The organism is Streptomyces sp. NPDC005281 (genome assembly GCF_040607495.1).
In the GTDB taxonomy this organism is placed as follows: domain Bacteria; phylum Actinomycetota; class Actinomycetes; order Streptomycetales; family Streptomycetaceae; genus Streptomyces.
Window position 1 is genome coordinate 1 of the sequence record NZ_JBEXGX010000005.1, and the last position, 16,695, is coordinate 16,695.

7 protein-coding genes are annotated in these 16,695 nt (G+C 73.2%); 6 read left to right on the top strand and 1 reads right to left on the bottom strand.

Going from position 1 to position 16,695, the window contains the following annotated elements; genetic code table 11:
* The first annotated feature begins 129 nt into the window (after nucleotides 1-129).
* Complete coding sequence (locus ABZV42_RS08975) at nucleotides 130-1,251, top strand: IS630 family transposase (RefSeq protein WP_356051606.1); 1,122 nt, start codon at nucleotides 130-132, stop codon at nucleotides 1,249-1,251.
* Here ABZV42_RS08975 and ABZV42_RS08980 read toward each other — a convergent pair.
* Nucleotides 1,248-1,940 (bottom strand): GntR family transcriptional regulator, encoded by a 693-nt coding sequence (locus ABZV42_RS08980; RefSeq protein WP_355984366.1) that lies wholly within the window; start codon nucleotides 1,938-1,940, stop codon nucleotides 1,248-1,250. The two genes, ABZV42_RS08975 and ABZV42_RS08980, sit on opposite strands and share 4 nt — an antisense overlap.
* Before the next feature lie 156 nt (nucleotides 1,941-2,096).
* Between ABZV42_RS08980 and ABZV42_RS08985 the strand changes: the two genes are divergently transcribed.
* From ABZV42_RS08985 to ABZV42_RS09005, 5 genes are all read left to right on the top strand, one after another.
* Complete coding sequence (locus ABZV42_RS08985; protein WP_355984367.1) at nucleotides 2,097-2,630, top strand: YbhB/YbcL family Raf kinase inhibitor-like protein; 534 nt, start codon at nucleotides 2,097-2,099, stop codon at nucleotides 2,628-2,630.
* A gap of 82 nt (nucleotides 2,631-2,712) precedes the next feature.
* Nucleotides 2,713-3,573 (top strand): hypothetical protein, encoded by an 861-nt coding sequence (locus tag ABZV42_RS08990; protein WP_356051608.1) that lies wholly within the window; start codon nucleotides 2,713-2,715, stop codon nucleotides 3,571-3,573.
* Nucleotides 3,574-4,273: 700 nt separating this feature from the next.
* Nucleotides 4,274-11,599: an SDR family NAD(P)-dependent oxidoreductase gene (locus ABZV42_RS08995; protein WP_356051362.1), complete on the top strand. Its 7,326-nt coding sequence runs from the start codon at nucleotides 4,274-4,276 to the stop codon at nucleotides 11,597-11,599.
* Nucleotides 11,600-11,676: 77 nt separating this feature from the next.
* Nucleotides 11,677-16,362 (top strand): beta-ketoacyl synthase N-terminal-like domain-containing protein, encoded by a 4,686-nt coding sequence (locus ABZV42_RS09000; RefSeq protein WP_356051610.1) that lies wholly within the window; start codon nucleotides 11,677-11,679, stop codon nucleotides 16,360-16,362.
* On the top strand, nucleotides 16,359-16,694 hold the full coding sequence (locus ABZV42_RS09005) for an acyl carrier protein (RefSeq protein WP_356051365.1): 336 nt from the start codon (nucleotides 16,359-16,361) through the stop codon (nucleotides 16,692-16,694). The genes ABZV42_RS09000 and ABZV42_RS09005 overlap by 4 nt, the downstream gene beginning before the upstream one ends.
* Nucleotide 16,695: the final 1 nt, after the last annotated feature.

Consider the following 16,695-nt stretch of genomic DNA (forward strand, 5'->3'; position numbering starts at 1 on the left):
CGGGCAGAAGCCGTCCGTGACGGCATCCTGCCCGCTACACTCCCACCGCTCGACGTTTCCCCAGGTCAAGCCACGAAGTACTGCTGGAGTACTAGTGTCCTGCGCCAGAGATCCGTCGTTAATTCGTTTATGAGTGCTTCTGCGGATGTTCCGGTGCCACGTCGCGGTCCGAAGTTGGAATCGTTGCTGTTGTCGCCTGATGAGCGTGTGGTGTTGGAGCGTTGGGCCCGTAGGGCGTCATCTGCGCAGGCAGTGGCCTTGCGGGCTCGCATCGTGTTGGCATGTGATGGTGTTGATGTGCCGCCGATTGTCGTGGTGGCGCGCGAGTTACACATCGCGGCGGACACAGTCCGCAAGTGGCGTCGCCGGTTTTTGGCCGCACGGTTGGACGGGCTGGTGGACGAGCCGCGGCCGGGCCGGCCGCCCACCATCAGCGTGGACCAGGTGGAGGCCGTCGTGGTCAGCACGCTGGAGGAGATCCCGAAGAACGCGACGCACTGGTCGCGTTCATCGATGGCGGACCGCAGTGGGTTGTCGAAGTCGACGGTGGGCCGGATCTGGCGCAGGTTCCAGCTCAAGCCCCATCTGAGTGACACGTTCAAGCTGTCGACAGATCCATTGTTTGTGGAGAAGGTCTACGACGTGGTGGGCCTGTATTTCAATCCGCCGGAGGGTGCGGTGGTCCTGTCCGTGGACGAGAAGTCCCAGATCCAGGCCCTGGACCGCTCGCAGCCTGTCCTGCCGATGATGCCTGGCATGCCCGAACGTCGCACTCATGACTATGTCCGTAACGGCTTGACCACCTTGTTCGCGGCCTTCGATGTCGCGACCGGCGAAGTCATCACCTCCCTGCACCGCAGGCATCGGGCCGCGGAGTTCAAGAAGTTCCTCATCAAAATCGACAACGAAGTCCCTGAGCACCTGCAAGTGCATCTGATCTGCGACAACTACGGCACTCACAAGACCCCGGCCATCAAGACGTGGCTGGCCAAACACCCGCGGTTTCACCTGCACTTCACGCCCACAGGCTCCTCCTGGATCAACCAGGTCGAGCGATGGTTCGGCTTCCTCGCAGACCAGAAGATCCGGCGCGGCGCACACAAGAGCGTGCGCTCCCTCGAAGCCGACATCCGAGCCTGGGTCAAACAGTGGAACGAGAACCCGACCCCGTTCACCTGGACCAAAACAGCCGAAGAGATCCTCGACTCCCTCGCCCGCTTCTGCCAGCGGATCTCTGGCGCAGGACACTAGGAGACCTGACCTGAATCGTCGGCCAGGGCAGCCGCGGTCAGGGTGAGGTGCTGGACCAGGACCGCTGCTGCGGTGTCGGCGTCGCGGGCCAACACCGCCTCCTCCAGCATGCGGTGTTCCTTGGTGCCGTCCCGGTCAGGGTTGCGGTGCGCCGACCAGCGGCGGGCCAGCTCGCTCGCGGTCCACAACCGGTCGAAGGTCTCCAGCAGTGCGCGGTTGCCGCACCCCTCCAGCAACGTGCGGTGGAAGACCCTGTGAGCCTCGGCCCAAGTGCCGGTGTAGTACTCGCCTTCCTCCGGCACATACGCCGGAGTGCGCACCAGGCGGTGGTGGGCAGCCCGTACGCGGGCCTCCCAGTCGACGTCGCCGCGCTCGACGGACATGCGCAGCATGACCGGTTCGATGGTCCGGCGAGCTTCCGCGATCTCCTGCCAGCGGTGGTCGGAGAAGGACGGGACTGCGAACCCGCGGTTGGGCAGCCGGTCGGCGAGCCCCTCACCGACCAGCCGCACGAGCGCCTCACGCGTGACGGCCAGGCTCACGCCCTGTTCCCTGGCGAGATCCTGCGGTTTGAGGGCGTCGCCAGGGGCGTGGTCCCCGCGCATGATCGCGCCCCGCAGGCGTGTGTGGACCTGCTCGGAAAGCATCTGCTTCCCGGAGGAAGCGAGGTTGTCAGGCGTGCCAGTCATGACGTCAGCATAGACGATCCCTTGGATAATCGATTATTAGTGTTACTGTCGATTCATTGGAGGCGTGCCATCGACGACAGTGCCGTTCCGTCGCCCCTGCCGCCCCGACCGGCCGCGCCACCGCCCCGCCGGACAGCCCCGATGAGGAGCATCACCGTGAACGTCAACGACCCCTTCGCCCGCCTCCCCGAGGCGGTGCCCTTCACCCTCACCAGCACCACCGTCACCGACGGCGCCGCTTGGCCGCCCGGGCAGCACGCCTCCGGCCTGCCCGGCGGGAAGGACATGTCCCCGCAGTTGTCCTGGAGCGGCGCCCCGGACGGCACCAAGAGCTATGCCGTCACCGTCTACGACCCCGACGCCCCCACCGGGTCCGGGTTCTGGCACTGGGCGGTCGCCGACATCCCCGTCACCTGCACCGAACTGCCCGAGGGTGCCGGCGACGACACCGGCTCACATCTGCCCGAAGGTGCCTACCAGTTGCCCAACGACGCCCGCGCAGCGCGCTACATCGGCGCCGCCCCTCCGGCCGGACACGGTCCGCACCGCTACTTCGTCGTGGTGCACGCCCTCGACGTCACCTCCACCGGCGTACCGGCCGATGCCACCCCGGCCGTCCTCGGCTTCACGATGGCCCAACACACGCTCGGGCGCGCCGTGTTGATCGCCACCGCCGAAACGTCCGCCTGACGGCACCGCCCGACTTTCCGGAGAGACAACCGTGACGCACCTCTACGACCTTCGCGGCTCCGCCCGCCCCGGCGACGGGCCGATGGACCTGAACGCCGTCCGCGACGTCAGCTGCGCCGTCAGCGCCGCCCACCTGTTCGTCTATCTCGCCCCCGAGAGCGCCCTGAACGCGGCCGAGCTCGGCGTGAGTGACCGCGGACGGGCGTATCTGGCCTTCCGGTCGGCCGCGATGGGCGCGGTCCCGTGGCAAGTCACCCTCGCGGCCTTCTACAACTTCAGCCCGCGGGCAGTGCGGGCCATGGCGGGCGTGTGGGACGCCGCGCCGCCCGAGCGGTGGCAGGCCGCCCGCTTCTCGGCCGCCGGACGGGCGATGCGGCGCGTCGACGTGCGCCTCACGGGCGACCACCTCGCCGAGGCGCGCTCGTTGATCGACCCGGTCGTCGCCGGCGCCGACTACGCCGGCAAGGTGCTGGCCGCCGCGAACGCCTCGGTCGAGCTTCCACCCGACCCTCTCGTCGCGCTGTGGCAGCAGATCACCGTGGTGCGCGAGTGGCGCGGGGACGCTCATCTCGTCGTGCTCGCCGACAACGGACTCGGGCCGTGCGACTGCCTCGTCCTGCACACCGCGACGGGCCGCCTCCCGACAGCTCTCGCGCGAGAGACCCGGCAATGGGACGACGAGGAGTGGAGCGCGGCGACGGCACGTCTCGCCGCGCGAGGCTGGCTCGACTCCAACGCCACGATCACCCGAGCAGGCAGCGCGGAGCGGGAGCGGATCGAGGTGGAAACGGACGAGCACTGTGCCGCACTGTGGGCGCCGATCGGCAATGAGGGTGCCCGCCGCTTCGCCTCGCTCATCGCGCCGATCACCAGCGCGTTCACCGCGGCGGAGACGCCCCGGGCCGTGCGGGGACCGCGGGTCGCTCGCGATGGCGCGATCTGACCTACGAGGCCCCCGAGGTCTCACGCCCGGGACCGGGTGTGAGGCCAAGGCCCCCTCCTGGCATGTCAGTTGTCGAGTTCCCCGGAGTCGATCAGCCGGGCGGCGCAGCGTGTGAGCGGGCGAAGCCCGCGGAAACACCCGGCAGCCGGTGCGCCGTCCGGCCGAGACCCCGCCTCACGCCTGGCTTCCGCGCGTACGGCGTCCGCACGCGTGCCGCGCGATGCCCGTACGGGCGTTCGCACGCGGGCCATGCGATGCCCATACAGCGCCCGCGTAAATCCCTGCACAGACCTTTCCCGGTCAATTCAAGATCGGCACATGGAATTTTCCTGTGCCCGCCGCCCGAAGGGAAAGTGCGCCCCGATTCGGACATGCCGCACCAGAGAAAGTTCCTCATTCACCTATCGGCGTTTCGATGATGTGTGAAGGGAGTGAACGAGACGCCACCATCGCGGAATTGCTCCGAATCCCGGCACCTTCTCCGGCATCCACGATTGACCGAATCAATACCCCCGCACACCGCCCCACTGGTTCAACATTGACCAGCCAGTAACAACAGGGCTACCTTTCAACGCGTTTCGAGCAGGCTATATAGAACGGTCTTCCCCGGGTTGTCGCAGGTCCCGCTGGAATCCGACGCGCCGCCATCGTTGTCGTACCGCATCCCCCACCATGCAGTCTCAGCTTGATTCGGAGAATCATGACGTCTGCTGTGCGTTCCGAGGACATGATCATCGGCATCACCCCGTTCGGCGAACCCGACGCCCGGCTCGCCGCGGCCGTGTGCCGGGCCGGCGGGCTCGGCGTCCTCGACCTGGGCAACGGGGACCGAAGATCCCGTGACGCGCTGGAACGCCTGCGCCGCCTGGCACCGGGACCGTTCGGAGTTCGGATCGGCGCCCGCTGCCGGCTGGACCCCGCCGACCTCGCGCCGGGGACCGGTGACGCCGGTCGGCCGGACACCGTGGTCCTCGCGGTCGACGCGCCGTGGCAGGCCGGCGGCCTGACCGCCGACCACCGTGTGCTGGTGGAGGTCACGGACCTCGACGAGGCGCGGGCCGCGATGCTCGCCGGGGCGTACGGGCTGATCGCCCGGGGCAGCGAATGCGGCGGCCGGGTCGGGGAGTTGAGTACCTTCGTCCTGCTCCAGCGGCTGCTCGCCGCGCCCGACCTGCCGCTCCCCGTCTGGGCCTGTGGTGGCATCGGCCCCCGGACGGCGGCCGCCGCCATGGCCGGCGGAGCGGCCGGGGTGGTGCTGGACAGCCAGCTCGCGCTGCTGGCCGAGTCCTCCCTGCCAGAGGCGGCCGCCGCGCAACTGCGGCCCCTGGACGGTTCGGAGACGACGGTGCTGGCCGGTCACCGGGTGCTGCTGCGGCGGGGACCGGACGCGCCGCGCATCACCGGGACCGACCCGGAGACGGTGGCGGCGGCACTGGGCGCACAGGATCCGCGTACCCAGTTGCTGCCGGTGGGTCAGGACGGCTTCCTCGCGGCCCGGTTCGCGCGGCGCTGGGGGGACGCGCGCCGGACGGTACGCGCTCTGACGGACGCGGTGCGCGCAGTCGTACGCGACGACACGGCCGCCGGAGCACTGGGCACAGGCTCCGCGATGAGCCGGGCGCTCGGCACCCGGCTGCCCGTCGCGCAGGGACCCATGACCCGGGTCAGTGACCGCGCCGAGTTCGCGGCGGCGGTCGCCGAGGCCGGCGCGCTGCCGTTTCTCGCGCTGGCGCTGGCGGACGGCGCGCGCACCCGGGCGATGCTGACCGAGACCCGGGCCGCCATGGCCGGGCGGCCCTGGGGCGTCGGCGTGCTCGGCTTCGCGCCGGAGGAGGTGCGTGCCGCCCAATTGGAGGCTGTACGGGAGCTGCGGCCGACGCACGCCGTCATCGCGGGCGGACGGCCTTCCCAGGCGCGGGCGCTGGAGCGGGACGGAATCCGTACGTTCTTGCACGTGCCCTCGCCGGGGCTGCTGCGGCAGTTCCTGGAGGCCGGGGCCCGCCGGTTCGTGTTCGAGGGTTCCGAGTGCGGCGGGCACGTCGGTCCGCGCGGCAGTTTCCCGCTCTGGGAGGCCCAACTCGCGGTCCTGGAGGACTTCCTGGAGGACACGGCCGGCAAGAGCAGCGGGTACGACAGGGGCGGCAAGGGCGGCAGCGAGGATGCGGGCGACGGGAACGGCGGGGACACGGCGGAGGCGCTGGAGGTGTTCTTCGCGGGCGGTGTCCACGACGAGCGCTCGGCGGCGATGGTCGCCGCGCTCGCGGCCCCGCTGACCTCGCGCGGGGCCGCCGTCGGGGTCCTCATGGGCACCGCGTACCTGTTCACCGAGGAGGTGGTCGCGCGCGGCGCGATCCAGCCGCTGTTCCAGCGCCAGGTGCGGGCCGCCGAGCGGACCACGCTCCTGGAGACCGCCCCCGGCCACGCCACCCGCTGCGTGCCGAGCTCGTTCACCGAGGGGTACCGCGAGCACGAGGGCCGGCTGCGGTCCGCGGGCGTGACCGACCGGCGGATCTGGGAGGAACTGGAGCAGCTCAACATCGGGCGGCTGCGCCTCGCGAGCAAGGGCGTGGAACGGGACGGCGGCGGGGCGCTGAGGTCGGTCGACGAGGCGCGCCAGCTCACCGACGGCATGTTCATGGCCGGGGAGGTGGCCGTGTTGCGCTCGGCCACCACTACCGTCGCGGCGCTGCACGAGTCGGTGACCTCCAGCGCCGCCGGCTTCCTCACGCGGCGGGCGGTGGGGCTGCGCGACCGGCTGGGCGAGCGGCCGGGCGGGTCCGGGAACCGGGAACCGGTGGTGCCCCCTCCGTTGGACATCGCGGTCGTCGGGATGGCCTGTATGTTCCCGCAGGCGCCCGACCTCCCCGCCTTCTGGGCGAATGTCGTCGGCGGCCGGGACGCTGTCGGTGAGGTACCGCCCGAGCGCTGGGACCCGGCCGTGCACTACGCGCAGGGCGACGACGGTGCCGCCCCCTCCAGCCGTGCCCTTCCCTCCAGCGGGGCCGCCCCTTCCAGCCGTGCCGTCCCCTCCAAATGGGGCGGCTTCCTGCCCCGTATTCCCTTCGACCCGCTGCGCTACGGCATCCCGCCCACGTCGCTCGGCAGCATCGAGCCGGTCCAGTTGCTGTCCCTCGAGGCAGCCCGGCGCGCCTTGGACGACGCCGGCTACGGCGACGGGGGAAGGGAGTTCGACCGTTCCCGCACCTCCGTGGTGTTCGGCGCGGAGGCCGGCAGCGACCTGTCCAACGCGGCCACGCTGCGCGCCGTGCTCCCGTCGTACCACGGGCGCGTCCCCGAGGGCCTCGACGGCCAGTTGCCCCGGCTGACCGAGGACTCCTTCCCGGGCATGCTCGCCAATGTGATCTCCGGCCGGATCGCCAACCGGCTGGACCTCGGTGGCGCCAACTTCACCGTCGACGCCGCCTGCGCCTCCTCGTTGGCCGCGGTGGACGTCGCGTGCAAGGAACTCGTCGGCGGCTCCAGCGATGTGGTGCTGTGCGGCGGCGCCGACCTGCACAACGGCATCAACGACTACGTCCTGTTCTCCTCGGTGCACGCGCTCTCCCCCACAGGGCGCTCCCGCTCCTTCGACGGCTCGGCGGACGGCATCGCGCTCGGCGAGGGCGTCGCCTGCGTCGTCCTGAAGCGGCTCGCGGACGCCGAGCGGGACGGAGACCGGATCTACGGGGTGATCAAGGGCCTCGGCAGTTCCAGCGACGGCCGCTCCCTGGGTCTGACCGCGCCCCGCCCCGAGGGGCAGCGCTCGGCGCTGGAGCGGGCCTACCGCAACGCGAGGGTGTCACCGGCCGACGTCGGGCTCGTCGAGGCGCACGGAACCGGGACCGTGGTCGGCGACCGCACCGAACTGACCGTCCTGGGCGAGGTGTTCGGCAAGGCCGGGGCTGAGCCGGGGAGTTGTGTGCTCGGGTCGGTCAAGTCGCAGATAGGACACACCAAGTGTGCTGCCGGGCTGGCCGGGTTGATCAAGGCGACCCTGGCGCTGTACACCGGTGTCCGGCCGCCCACCTTGCATCTGGAGCACCCCAACGCCGCCTGGGACGAGGGAAGCAGCCCGTTCGCCTTCCACACCCGGGCCCGGCCCTGGGCGGCTCCGGCCTCGCAACGGCTCGCCGGTGTCAGTGCGTTCGGCTTCGGCGGCACCAACTTCCATGTGGTGCTCGGCGCGTACGCGGACGGCGCGGCACCGGCGCAGACGCTGGACGAATGGCCCGCCGAACTGTTCGTGTTCCGGGGCCGGGACACGGCGGCGGCACACCGGGCCGTCGAGGAACTGCTCGGGGCCGCCGAGGCCGACGGCCGGCCGTGGCGGCTGCGCGACCTGGCGCTGAGCGCGGCCCGCCGGGCCGATGTCTGTCCGGATCCGGCACGGGTGGCGGTCGTGGCCGCGGACCTGGACGAGCTGACCGGGCGGCTGCGGCGGGCGCTGGCCGGGGAGCACGATCCCGCGCACGGCGTCCATCTGGTGCCGCGACGCGACGGGCGGACGTCACCTGCGGCGGCGCCTGCCCAGGACCCGGCCGAGGGCAAGGTCGCCTTCCTCTTTCCCGGTCAGGGCAGCCAGCGCCCCGGAATGCTCACCGACCTGTTCGTCGTCTTCCCCGAGCTGCGCCACTACCTCGAACTCGGCGCCGACCACGCCGGGCGGCTGTACCCGCCCGCCGCCTTCGACGACAGCGCACGCGACCGGCAGCGGGCGGCGCTCACCGACACCCGGGCCGCACAGCCCGCGCTCGGCATCGCCGGCCTCGCCGCCCACGCCCTGCTCACCACGGCCGGGGTGCGGCCCGACATGGCCGCGGGGCACAGCTACGGCGAACTGGTCGCCCTGAGCGCGGCGGGCGCCCTGAGCCCGGAGACGCTTCTCGCGCTCAGCTCCGAACGGGCGGCGGCCATCCTCGCGGCCGCCGGGGCGGACCGCGGAGCGGACCCGGGGACCATGGCCGCGGTCGCGGCCGGCGCCACGGAGGTCGTCGCGGCCCTTCGGGCTGTGGAGGCCCCGGCCGCCGTGGTCGTCGCCAACCGCAACGCGCCCCGTCAGACGGTGATATCCGGCCCGGCCGACGACGTCGCGGACGCCGTGCGTCTGCTGCGCGAGGCCGGGTACGACGCCCGGCGCATCCCCGTGGCCTGCGCCTTCCACAGCCCTGTGGTCGCCGGTGCGGGCGCCCGCTTCGCCGAGGCGCTCGCGGCCCGTCCGGTGCGCGCACCGGAGTTCCCGGTGTGGGCCAACCGCACCGCGACGCCGTACGCCGCCGACCCGGACGCGGTACGGGCCGAACTCGCCGCGCAGATCGGCGCCCCGGTCGGGTTCGTCGAGCAGATCGAGGCGATGTACGAGGCGGGCGCGCGGATCTTCGTCGAGGCCGGGCCCGGATCCGTGCTGACCGGGCTGGTCGGACAGATCCTCGGCGACCGGCCGCACCGAACGGTCGCCTGTGAGCCGCGCCCGGACAGCGGCCTGCGCGGCTGGCTGGACGCCCTGGCCCGACTGGCCGTCGCCGGGCTGCCGGTGCGCACCGGCTGGCTGCTACGGGGCCGCGACGCGGTCGACGCGGTGCGCACGCCGGTGCCGAAGCGGCCCGGCTGGACGGTCGACGGACAGTTGGTACGCACCGCCGCCGGAGACCTCCTTCCCGGTGCGCTCGCACCGGCCCGACGAGTCGTGGAGACGACGGTGCCGACGAACCCCCAGCACGCGGCCCCGTCCGACCGGGACGGCCGCCACGGCATGCACAGCAGCAACGGCAGCAACGGCAGCAACGGCGTGCACTACCAGGACCGCCAGGACGCCCAGGACGCGCTGATCTCCGAATTCCTGCGCACCAGCCGCGAGATGGTCGCAGCCCAGCGTGACGTGCTGATGACCTACCTCGGAGCGGTGTCCGGGGAACGGACGGCCGCGCCACCCGCGCCCGTCGCCCCGTCGGCACCGCGGGACACGACGGCCGCCGCGCCCCGGGTGGAGCCGCCGATGTCCCCACCGCCCCGGGCCGCAGGGCTGCCGGCCGACCAGGCACCCGCCACCGGGTCGGCGTCGGTTCAGGACGTCGACGTCCAGCAGGTGGTCCTGGAGATCATCAGCGAGCGAACCGGCTATCCCCTCGACATGATCGAGCCCGATCTCGACCTGGAGGCCGACCTCAGCATCGACTCCATCAAGCGGGCCGAGATAGCCGGCGAACTGGCCCGGCGCCTCGGCGCCGGGGACGGCGCGGACCTCACCGGTCTCGACGACGCCGAGTTGGAGGATCTGGCGAAGGCACGGACGGCCGCCGCGGTGACCGACTGGCTGACCGCGCGGCTCTCCCGCCCCGCGGAACCGACCACGCTTCCCGCCGAGGACGCCGAGACGATCCCGGCGGCCGACACTGCCGAGTCCTCTGCGGCCTCCGAGTCGGCTGAGGCGTTCGAGGCATCGGAGGCGTCCGGGACCGTCGAGGCCGTGCGAACGGTGAACGGCGACGCGGTGAACGGCGATGCAGTGAAAGGCGATGCGGTGAACGCCGCGACGGTGAGCGGCGAGGCGCCCAAGCGGTACCTGCTGCGGTCGGTGCCCCTCCAGCAGGAGGGTGACACCGCGGATCCGGCGGCCGTGCTCTCCGGGACGCGGTGGGCCGTCCTCGGCGACGCCCCCGAGATCGGCGCCCGGCTCGCCTCGTACGGCGCCGACGTCGTCGTACGCGACCGGGAGCATCTGCTCACCCAGGACGACGGGCGGTTGGACGGGGTCCTGTACCTCGTCACGGGTGGCGCGCCGGTGCTGCCGAACGCGTTCCCCGTCCTGAAGGCCGCCCTCGCCCTGGAACCGCGCCGGCTGCTGGCCATGCGGGCCGTCGGCAGGGACACGCCGAACACGGCGGCCGCCGGGCTGCGCGGCCTCTTCCGCACCGTGGCGCGGGAGTACCCGTCGACGGTCGCGCGGACGGTGGAGGTGGTGACCACGTCGGCCGTCGCGGACACGCTGACCGTCGCGGACGGGCTGCTGCTCGCGGACGCGCTGGTCGACGAGCTGTGCGCGTCCGGCCTCGCCCCGGTCGTCCTGCGCCGGCCGGAGGGCCGGTTCGGCCCGGAGCTCGTCGAGTCACCGCTGGGGATCCTCGGCGGCACCGGCGCGGGCCCGGCCGGTGCCGGTGCGGCCGAAGCCGCCGCGCTCGGCCTGGACCGGGACGCGGTGGTCCTGCTGGCCGGCGGGGCACGCGGCATCACCGCGCAGTGCGCAGCGGCCATCGCCGCCGCCGGCCGGTGCCGGCTCGAACTGCTCGGCAGGACGCCCGCGCCGGACGGCCCGGAGGACCCGGACACGGCCGCCGCCCGTACCCCGGCCGCACTGCGCGCGGCGCTCGCCGCCCGCGGCGGGATGAGACCGGCCGCGATCAACCAGGCCGCCGAACTCCTCCTCGCGCAGCGGGAGATCACCACGACGCTGACGGAGCTCAGAGCGCTCGGGAGCGAGGTCCGCTACCGCTGCGTCGACTTCCGGGAGCCGGAGGCGGTGCTCCAGGCGGTGAAGGACATCCACGCCGAGCACGGCCGCCTCGACGGTGTCGTCTACGCGGCCGGGGTGATCGAGGACCGGATCATCGCCGAGAAGACCCCCGAGTCCTTCCAGCGGGTCTACGGTACGAAGGCGACCGGCGCCGGTGCCCTGCTCACCGCGCTGGAGGAACTGCCCGACGGACCGGCGTTCAGTGTGCTGTTCGGCAGCGTCTCCGGTGTCCTCGGCAACCGGGGCCAGGCTGACTACGCGGCGGCCAACGACGCGCTCCAGACCCTCGGCTCGGCCTGGGCCGCCCGCACCGGGCACCGGACTCTGACCGTGCACTGGGGGCCCTGGGCGCCCGCCGCCCGGCACGGCGGCATGGTCGGACCGGAGCTGGCCCGCGCCTACGGCCGCCGGGGCATCGGCCTGATCGACCCCGAGGAAGGCACCGCGGCCCTGCTGCGTGAACTCGCCTGGGGCGACCCGTCGACCACCGCCGTCGTCTACACCGCCTCGGGCTGGTGAGGAGTTCAGTGACGGATACCGCGGCGGGCGCGGCAGGGGCGGCGAGGGACCGGACGGTGGGCTCGGCGGGAGAGCTGATGACGCGGCGGCAGGTTCCGGTCGCCATCGTCGGCATGGCGGTGCTGATGCCAGGGGCCCGGGATCTGGAGGCGTACTGGCTCAACCTGCGGGACGGCGTGGACGCGATCGGCGAGGTGCCGCAGGGGCGTTGGGACGCCGGGTACTACCACCCCGGCACCGCCTCCGCACCGGCCGTCGCCCACCAGGTGTACTGCCGCAGGGGCGGGTTCGTGGACGCGCTGGCCGAGGTGGAGGTGACCCGGTTCGGGATCATGCCGAACTCGGTGGCCGGCACCGAGCCCGACCAGCTCATCGCGCTGCACGTGGCCGCCGCGGCCCTCGCGGACGCGGGCGGCCCGGACCGGCTTCCCGACCGGCGGCGCGTCGGTGTCGTTCTCGGCCGGGGCGGCTATCTCACCCCGGGCCTGGTCCGGCTCGACCAGCGGGTGCGCACGGCCGGGCAACTGGTGCGCACCCTGGGCGAGCTGTTACCTGAGCTGACAGACAGTCAACTCAGCCGTGTACGCACGGCGTTCACCGACCGGCTCGGCCCCGACAGCCCCGAGTCGGCGATCGGCCTGGTGCCCAACCTGGCCGCCTCCCGGGTGGCCAACCGGCTCGACCTGCGCGGCCCCGCCTACACCGTGGACGCCGCCTGCGCCTCGTCGCTCGTCGCGGTCGACCAGGCGGTGGGCGAACTCTCCTCGGAGCGCTGCGATCTGATGCTCGCCGGAGGCGTCCACCACTGCCACGACATCACCCTGTGGAGCGTCTTCTCCCAACTGCGCGCCCTCTCCCCCAGCGAGCGCATCCGCCCCTTCCACCGGGACGCCGACGGTCTCCTCGTCGGCGAGGGCACCGGGGTCGTCGTGCTGAAGCGACTGGCCGACGCCCGGCGCGACGGCGACCGGATCTACGCGGTGATCCGGGGCACCGGGGTGGCGAGCGACGGCCGGGCCGGCGGCCTGGTCAGCCCCGATCCCGGCGGTCAGGCGAGTGCTGTGCGGCAGGCATGGCTCGCCGCCGGACTCGACCCGGCCGCGCCCGGCTCGGTCGGCCTGCTGGAGGCGCACGGCACCGCGACCCCGGCCGGCGACGCGGCCGAACTGGCCACGCTCGGCGCGGTGTTCGGCCCGGCCGGAAGATCCGGCACGGACCGCGCGGTGATCGGCTCGGTGAAGTCGATGATCGGGCACACCATGCCCGCAGCGGGGGTGGCCGGACTGGTCAAGGCCGCTCTCGCGGTGCACCACGCGACACTGCTGCCGACCCTGCACTGCGACGACCCGCATCCGGCGCTGGCCGCGACCCGCTTCCGTACGCTGGAGAAGGCGGCCCCCTGGGAGATCTCGCCCGGTCACCCGGTGCGCCGGGCCGCCGTGAACGCCTTCGGTTTCGGCGGGATCAACGCCCACGTGGTGCTGGAGGAGGCACCGGCGCCCGTCACGACGGCGCCCGCTCCGGCAGCCGGGCGCCCGGCCGTGCGGGTCACCGAGCCCGAGCGGGTCCTGCTGCTCGCCGCGGACGGCCCGGAACGGCTCGCCGCCCTGCTGGACACCGACGACGCCGCGGTACGCGCCGCCGGACTCGACCCCGCGCTTCCCCATCCGGCCGCGGGCCGGGCCCGGCTCGGCATCGTCGACCCGACCGCGAAACGGCTGGCGCTGGCCCGCCGGGCGGTCGGCCGGGGCCGCGCCTGGCACGGCCGGGGCGACGTCTGGTTCCGGCCCGGCCCCCTGCTCGGTCCCGGGCACGGCAAGCTCGTCTTCGTCTTCCCCGGTCTGGAGAGCGAGTTCTCCGCGCGCGTCGACGACGTGGCCGCGCACTTCGGACTGCCCCGGGTGGCGCCCGAGGGCGACCCCGTCGGCGACGTGGGCCGGCACGGCCTCGGCGTGGTGGCCGTCGGACGCCTTCTCGACGCGGCGCTGCGTCGCCTGGGTGTCGTGCCGGACGCGGTCGCGGGGCACAGCGTCGGCGAGTGGACCGCGATGACGGTGGCCGGGCTGTACTCCGGGGACGAGGTCGACGCCTTCATGGCGGGCTTCGATCCGGACACGGTGACGGTGCCGGGTCTCGCGTTCGGTGCCGTCGGCGCGCCCGCGGAGCGCGTACTGGCCGCCCTGGAACAGGAGTTCACGGGCGCCGGCCTGGTGCTCTCCCACGACAACGCGCCGGGCCAGTCGATGGTGTGCGGGCCGGACCGCGCGGTCGAGGAATTCGTCCGGTCGTTCCGGGCCCGCGGTGTGCTCGGCCAGGTGCTGCCGTTCCGTTCCGGCTTCCACACACCGATGCTGGCGCCCTACCTCGGGCCGATCGGACAGGCGGCGCAGCGGTTCCGGCTGCATCCGGCGACCGTCCCGGTGTGGTCGGGGACGACCGCGGCGCCGTTCCCCGAACGGGAGGCGGAGGTACGGGAGCTGTTCGTCCGGCACCTGCTGGAACCCGTGCGCTTCCGGCAGTTGACCGAGGCCCTGTACGCGGCGGGGCACCGGGCCTTCGTCCAGGTGGGCCCCGGGCAGCTCGGGTCTCTCATGGGCGACACCCTCGGCGACCGCGACCATCTGACCGTGGCCGCCAACTCCCCCCAGCGCACCGGCCTCGCCCAGTTGCGCCGGGTGGCGGCCGCGCTGTGGACGGCGGGGGCGGCCGTCGCCCCCGCCCTGCCCACCGGGCCCCGCATGGGCACCACTTCAGGAGCCGGGTCCGGACCCACCGACGGCGGCGCGCTGCCGGCGCGGCCCCCCGTGCGTCTCGACCTGGACGGCGCGCTGATCTCGCTCGACGGCCCGGAACTGGCGCACCTGCGGGCCGAGTTGAGGGCTCCCGTACCCAATCCGGGCGCCGCCACCCGGTACGCGCTGGGTGGGCTCACCGACCGGTTCCCCGCCGCCGCCGAACTGGAGGCCCTGCTGCGGGACACCGCGGACACGGCGGCAGCGCTCATCGCCGCGCGGCCCACCCGCCGACCGGCCGCCACGCCCCCTCCCCCCGTCCCCGCCTCTGCCCCCGTCCCCGTCTCGGTCTCCGTGCCGGCTTCCGGACCCGTCACCGAGACGCGAACGGCGGTCGGCGACGCGGCGACGGGCCCCCACGTACGAACCTCGGTCGTCCGCGTCTCTCCGGAGACCATGCCGTACCTGCTCGACCACTGCTTCTTCCCCCAGCGGGCCAACTGGCCGGACGTGGCCGACCGCTGGCCGGTCGTCCCGGCGACCACGATCGTGCACCACCTGATGGACGCTGCCCGGAGGGCGGCGCCGGGCAAGGTGCCGGTCGCGGTGCACGGCGCCCGGTTCGAGGAGTGGCTGACGGCCACCCCCGCCGTCGACGTACAGGTCACGGTGGAGCCCGTGGCACCGGACCGCCTGGCCGTGTCCTTCGGTCCCCGCGCCCGCGCCACCGTCGAACTCGCCACCGGCTACCCGGCCCCGCCGCCGGACCGTTGGCGGACCGACCCCGCGAGCGAACGCGCGCCCCTCCACACCGCGGCGCACCTGTACGGCGAGCGCTGGATGTTCCACGGCCCGGCGTTCCAGGGAGTCACCGAACTCACCGCGCTCGGCGAGCGGCACATCCGCGGGATCATCACCGCCCCGGCGGCGCCCGGCGCCCTGCTGGACAACGTCGGCCAGATCCTCGGCTACTGGATCATGGCGACCCGCTCCGAGCGGACGGTCGTGTTCCCGGTCGGAATGCGGGAGATGCGCTTCCACGGCCCGCACCCTGCCCCGGGCACGAAGGTGGTGTGTCTGGTGCGGATCACCTCGCTCACCGACACCGTGCTGGAGGCCGACGTACAGCTTTCGGTGGCGGGGGCGGTGTGGGCGGAGTTGCGCGGCTGGCAGGACCGCCGGTTCGACAACGATCCGCGCACCCGGCCGGTGGAGCGCTTCCCCGAGCGCAACACCCTGTCCGAGGCCCGCCCGGGCGGCTGGTCACTGGTGCACGAACGGTGGCCGGATCTGGCGTCGCGCGACCTGATCATGCGCAACTCGCTTGGCGGACAGGAGCGTTCGGACTACGCCGGGCACCCGCCACGCGGCCGGCGACAGTGGCTGCTGGGCCGGATCGCGGTCAAGGACGCCGTACGGCAATGGCTGTGGGACCACGGCGAGGGCCCGGTGTTTCCCGCGGAGCTGCGGGTGCGCAACGACGGCATGGGCCGCCCGTACGTCACCGGGGTGCACGGCCGGGAACTGCCCCCGCTGGACATCTCTCTCGCCCACCGCGGCGAGGCGGGCGTGGCGATCGTACGACCGCACACGCCCGCTCCCGGTCCCGGCATCGACATCGAGGAGGTCACGGCCCGCGACCCGCAGGCGATGGCGACGGTGCTCGGCGTGGAGGAACTGCGGCTGCTGCGCACGCTGTGCGCCACCGGCGGCACCGGCGGCACCGGCGGCACCGGCGGCACCGGCGGCACCGAGGCACTGTGGTTCACCCGGTTCTGGGCCGCCAAGGAGGCGGTCGCCAAGGCGGAGGGCACCGGCTTCGGCGGCCGGCCGCGGGACTTCGCCGTGCTGGAGGCGGCACCGGCCGGGGACGAGCTGATCGTCTCAGGGCGCCTGGAACGCGCCTACGCGGTGCGGTGCGCGCCCGCCGCGAACCCGCCCCGACTGACCGAACGGGCCTACGTCGTGGCCTGGACCACAGGACCGACCGGGCCGACGGGACACCCCCACGAGGAGGAGTACGCCCCATGAGAGCCACCCCCCACCCCGCGGACGCCACGCCCCACCCCGCAGACGCGGACCTGGTGCTCGCCGAGATCACCGGACTGCTCGCCCGGCTCCTGGAGGACGAGTACGGCCTCGACGACGTCGAGATCGGCATGGCGACCACGTTCAACCGCGATCTGGAGCTGGAGAGCATCGACCTGGTGACGCTGTCGGGGCTGCTGGAGGAGCGGTACGGCGGGCGGGTCAACTTCGCCGAGTTCCTGGCCGGGATGGAGTTCGACGAGATCATCGGGCTCACCGTGGGGCAGCTCGTCGCCTACGTCGTGACCAGCCTGAAGGCGGCGGAGGGGAGCTGAC

What these genes read in the sequence shown, in the direction of transcription:
- ABZV42_RS09000 (WP_356051610.1), top strand. Translation starts at nt 11,677, where the DNA reads ATGACGCGGCGGCAGGTTCCGGTCGCCATCGTCGGCATGGCGGTGCTG.
- ABZV42_RS08995 (WP_356051362.1), top strand. Translation starts at nt 4,274, where the DNA reads ATGACGTCTGCTGTGCGTTCCGAGGACATGATCATCGGCATCACCCCG.
- ABZV42_RS08980 (WP_355984366.1), bottom strand. Translation starts at nt 1,940, where the DNA reads ATGACTGGCACGCCTGACAACCTCGCTTCCTCCGGGAAGCAGATGCTT.
- ABZV42_RS08975 (WP_356051606.1), top strand. Translation starts at nt 130, where the DNA reads ATGAGTGCTTCTGCGGATGTTCCGGTGCCACGTCGCGGTCCGAAGTTG.
- ABZV42_RS09005 (WP_356051365.1), top strand. Translation starts at nt 16,359, where the DNA reads ATGAGAGCCACCCCCCACCCCGCGGACGCCACGCCCCACCCCGCAGAC.
- ABZV42_RS08990 (WP_356051608.1), top strand. Translation starts at nt 2,713, where the DNA reads ATGGACCTGAACGCCGTCCGCGACGTCAGCTGCGCCGTCAGCGCCGCC.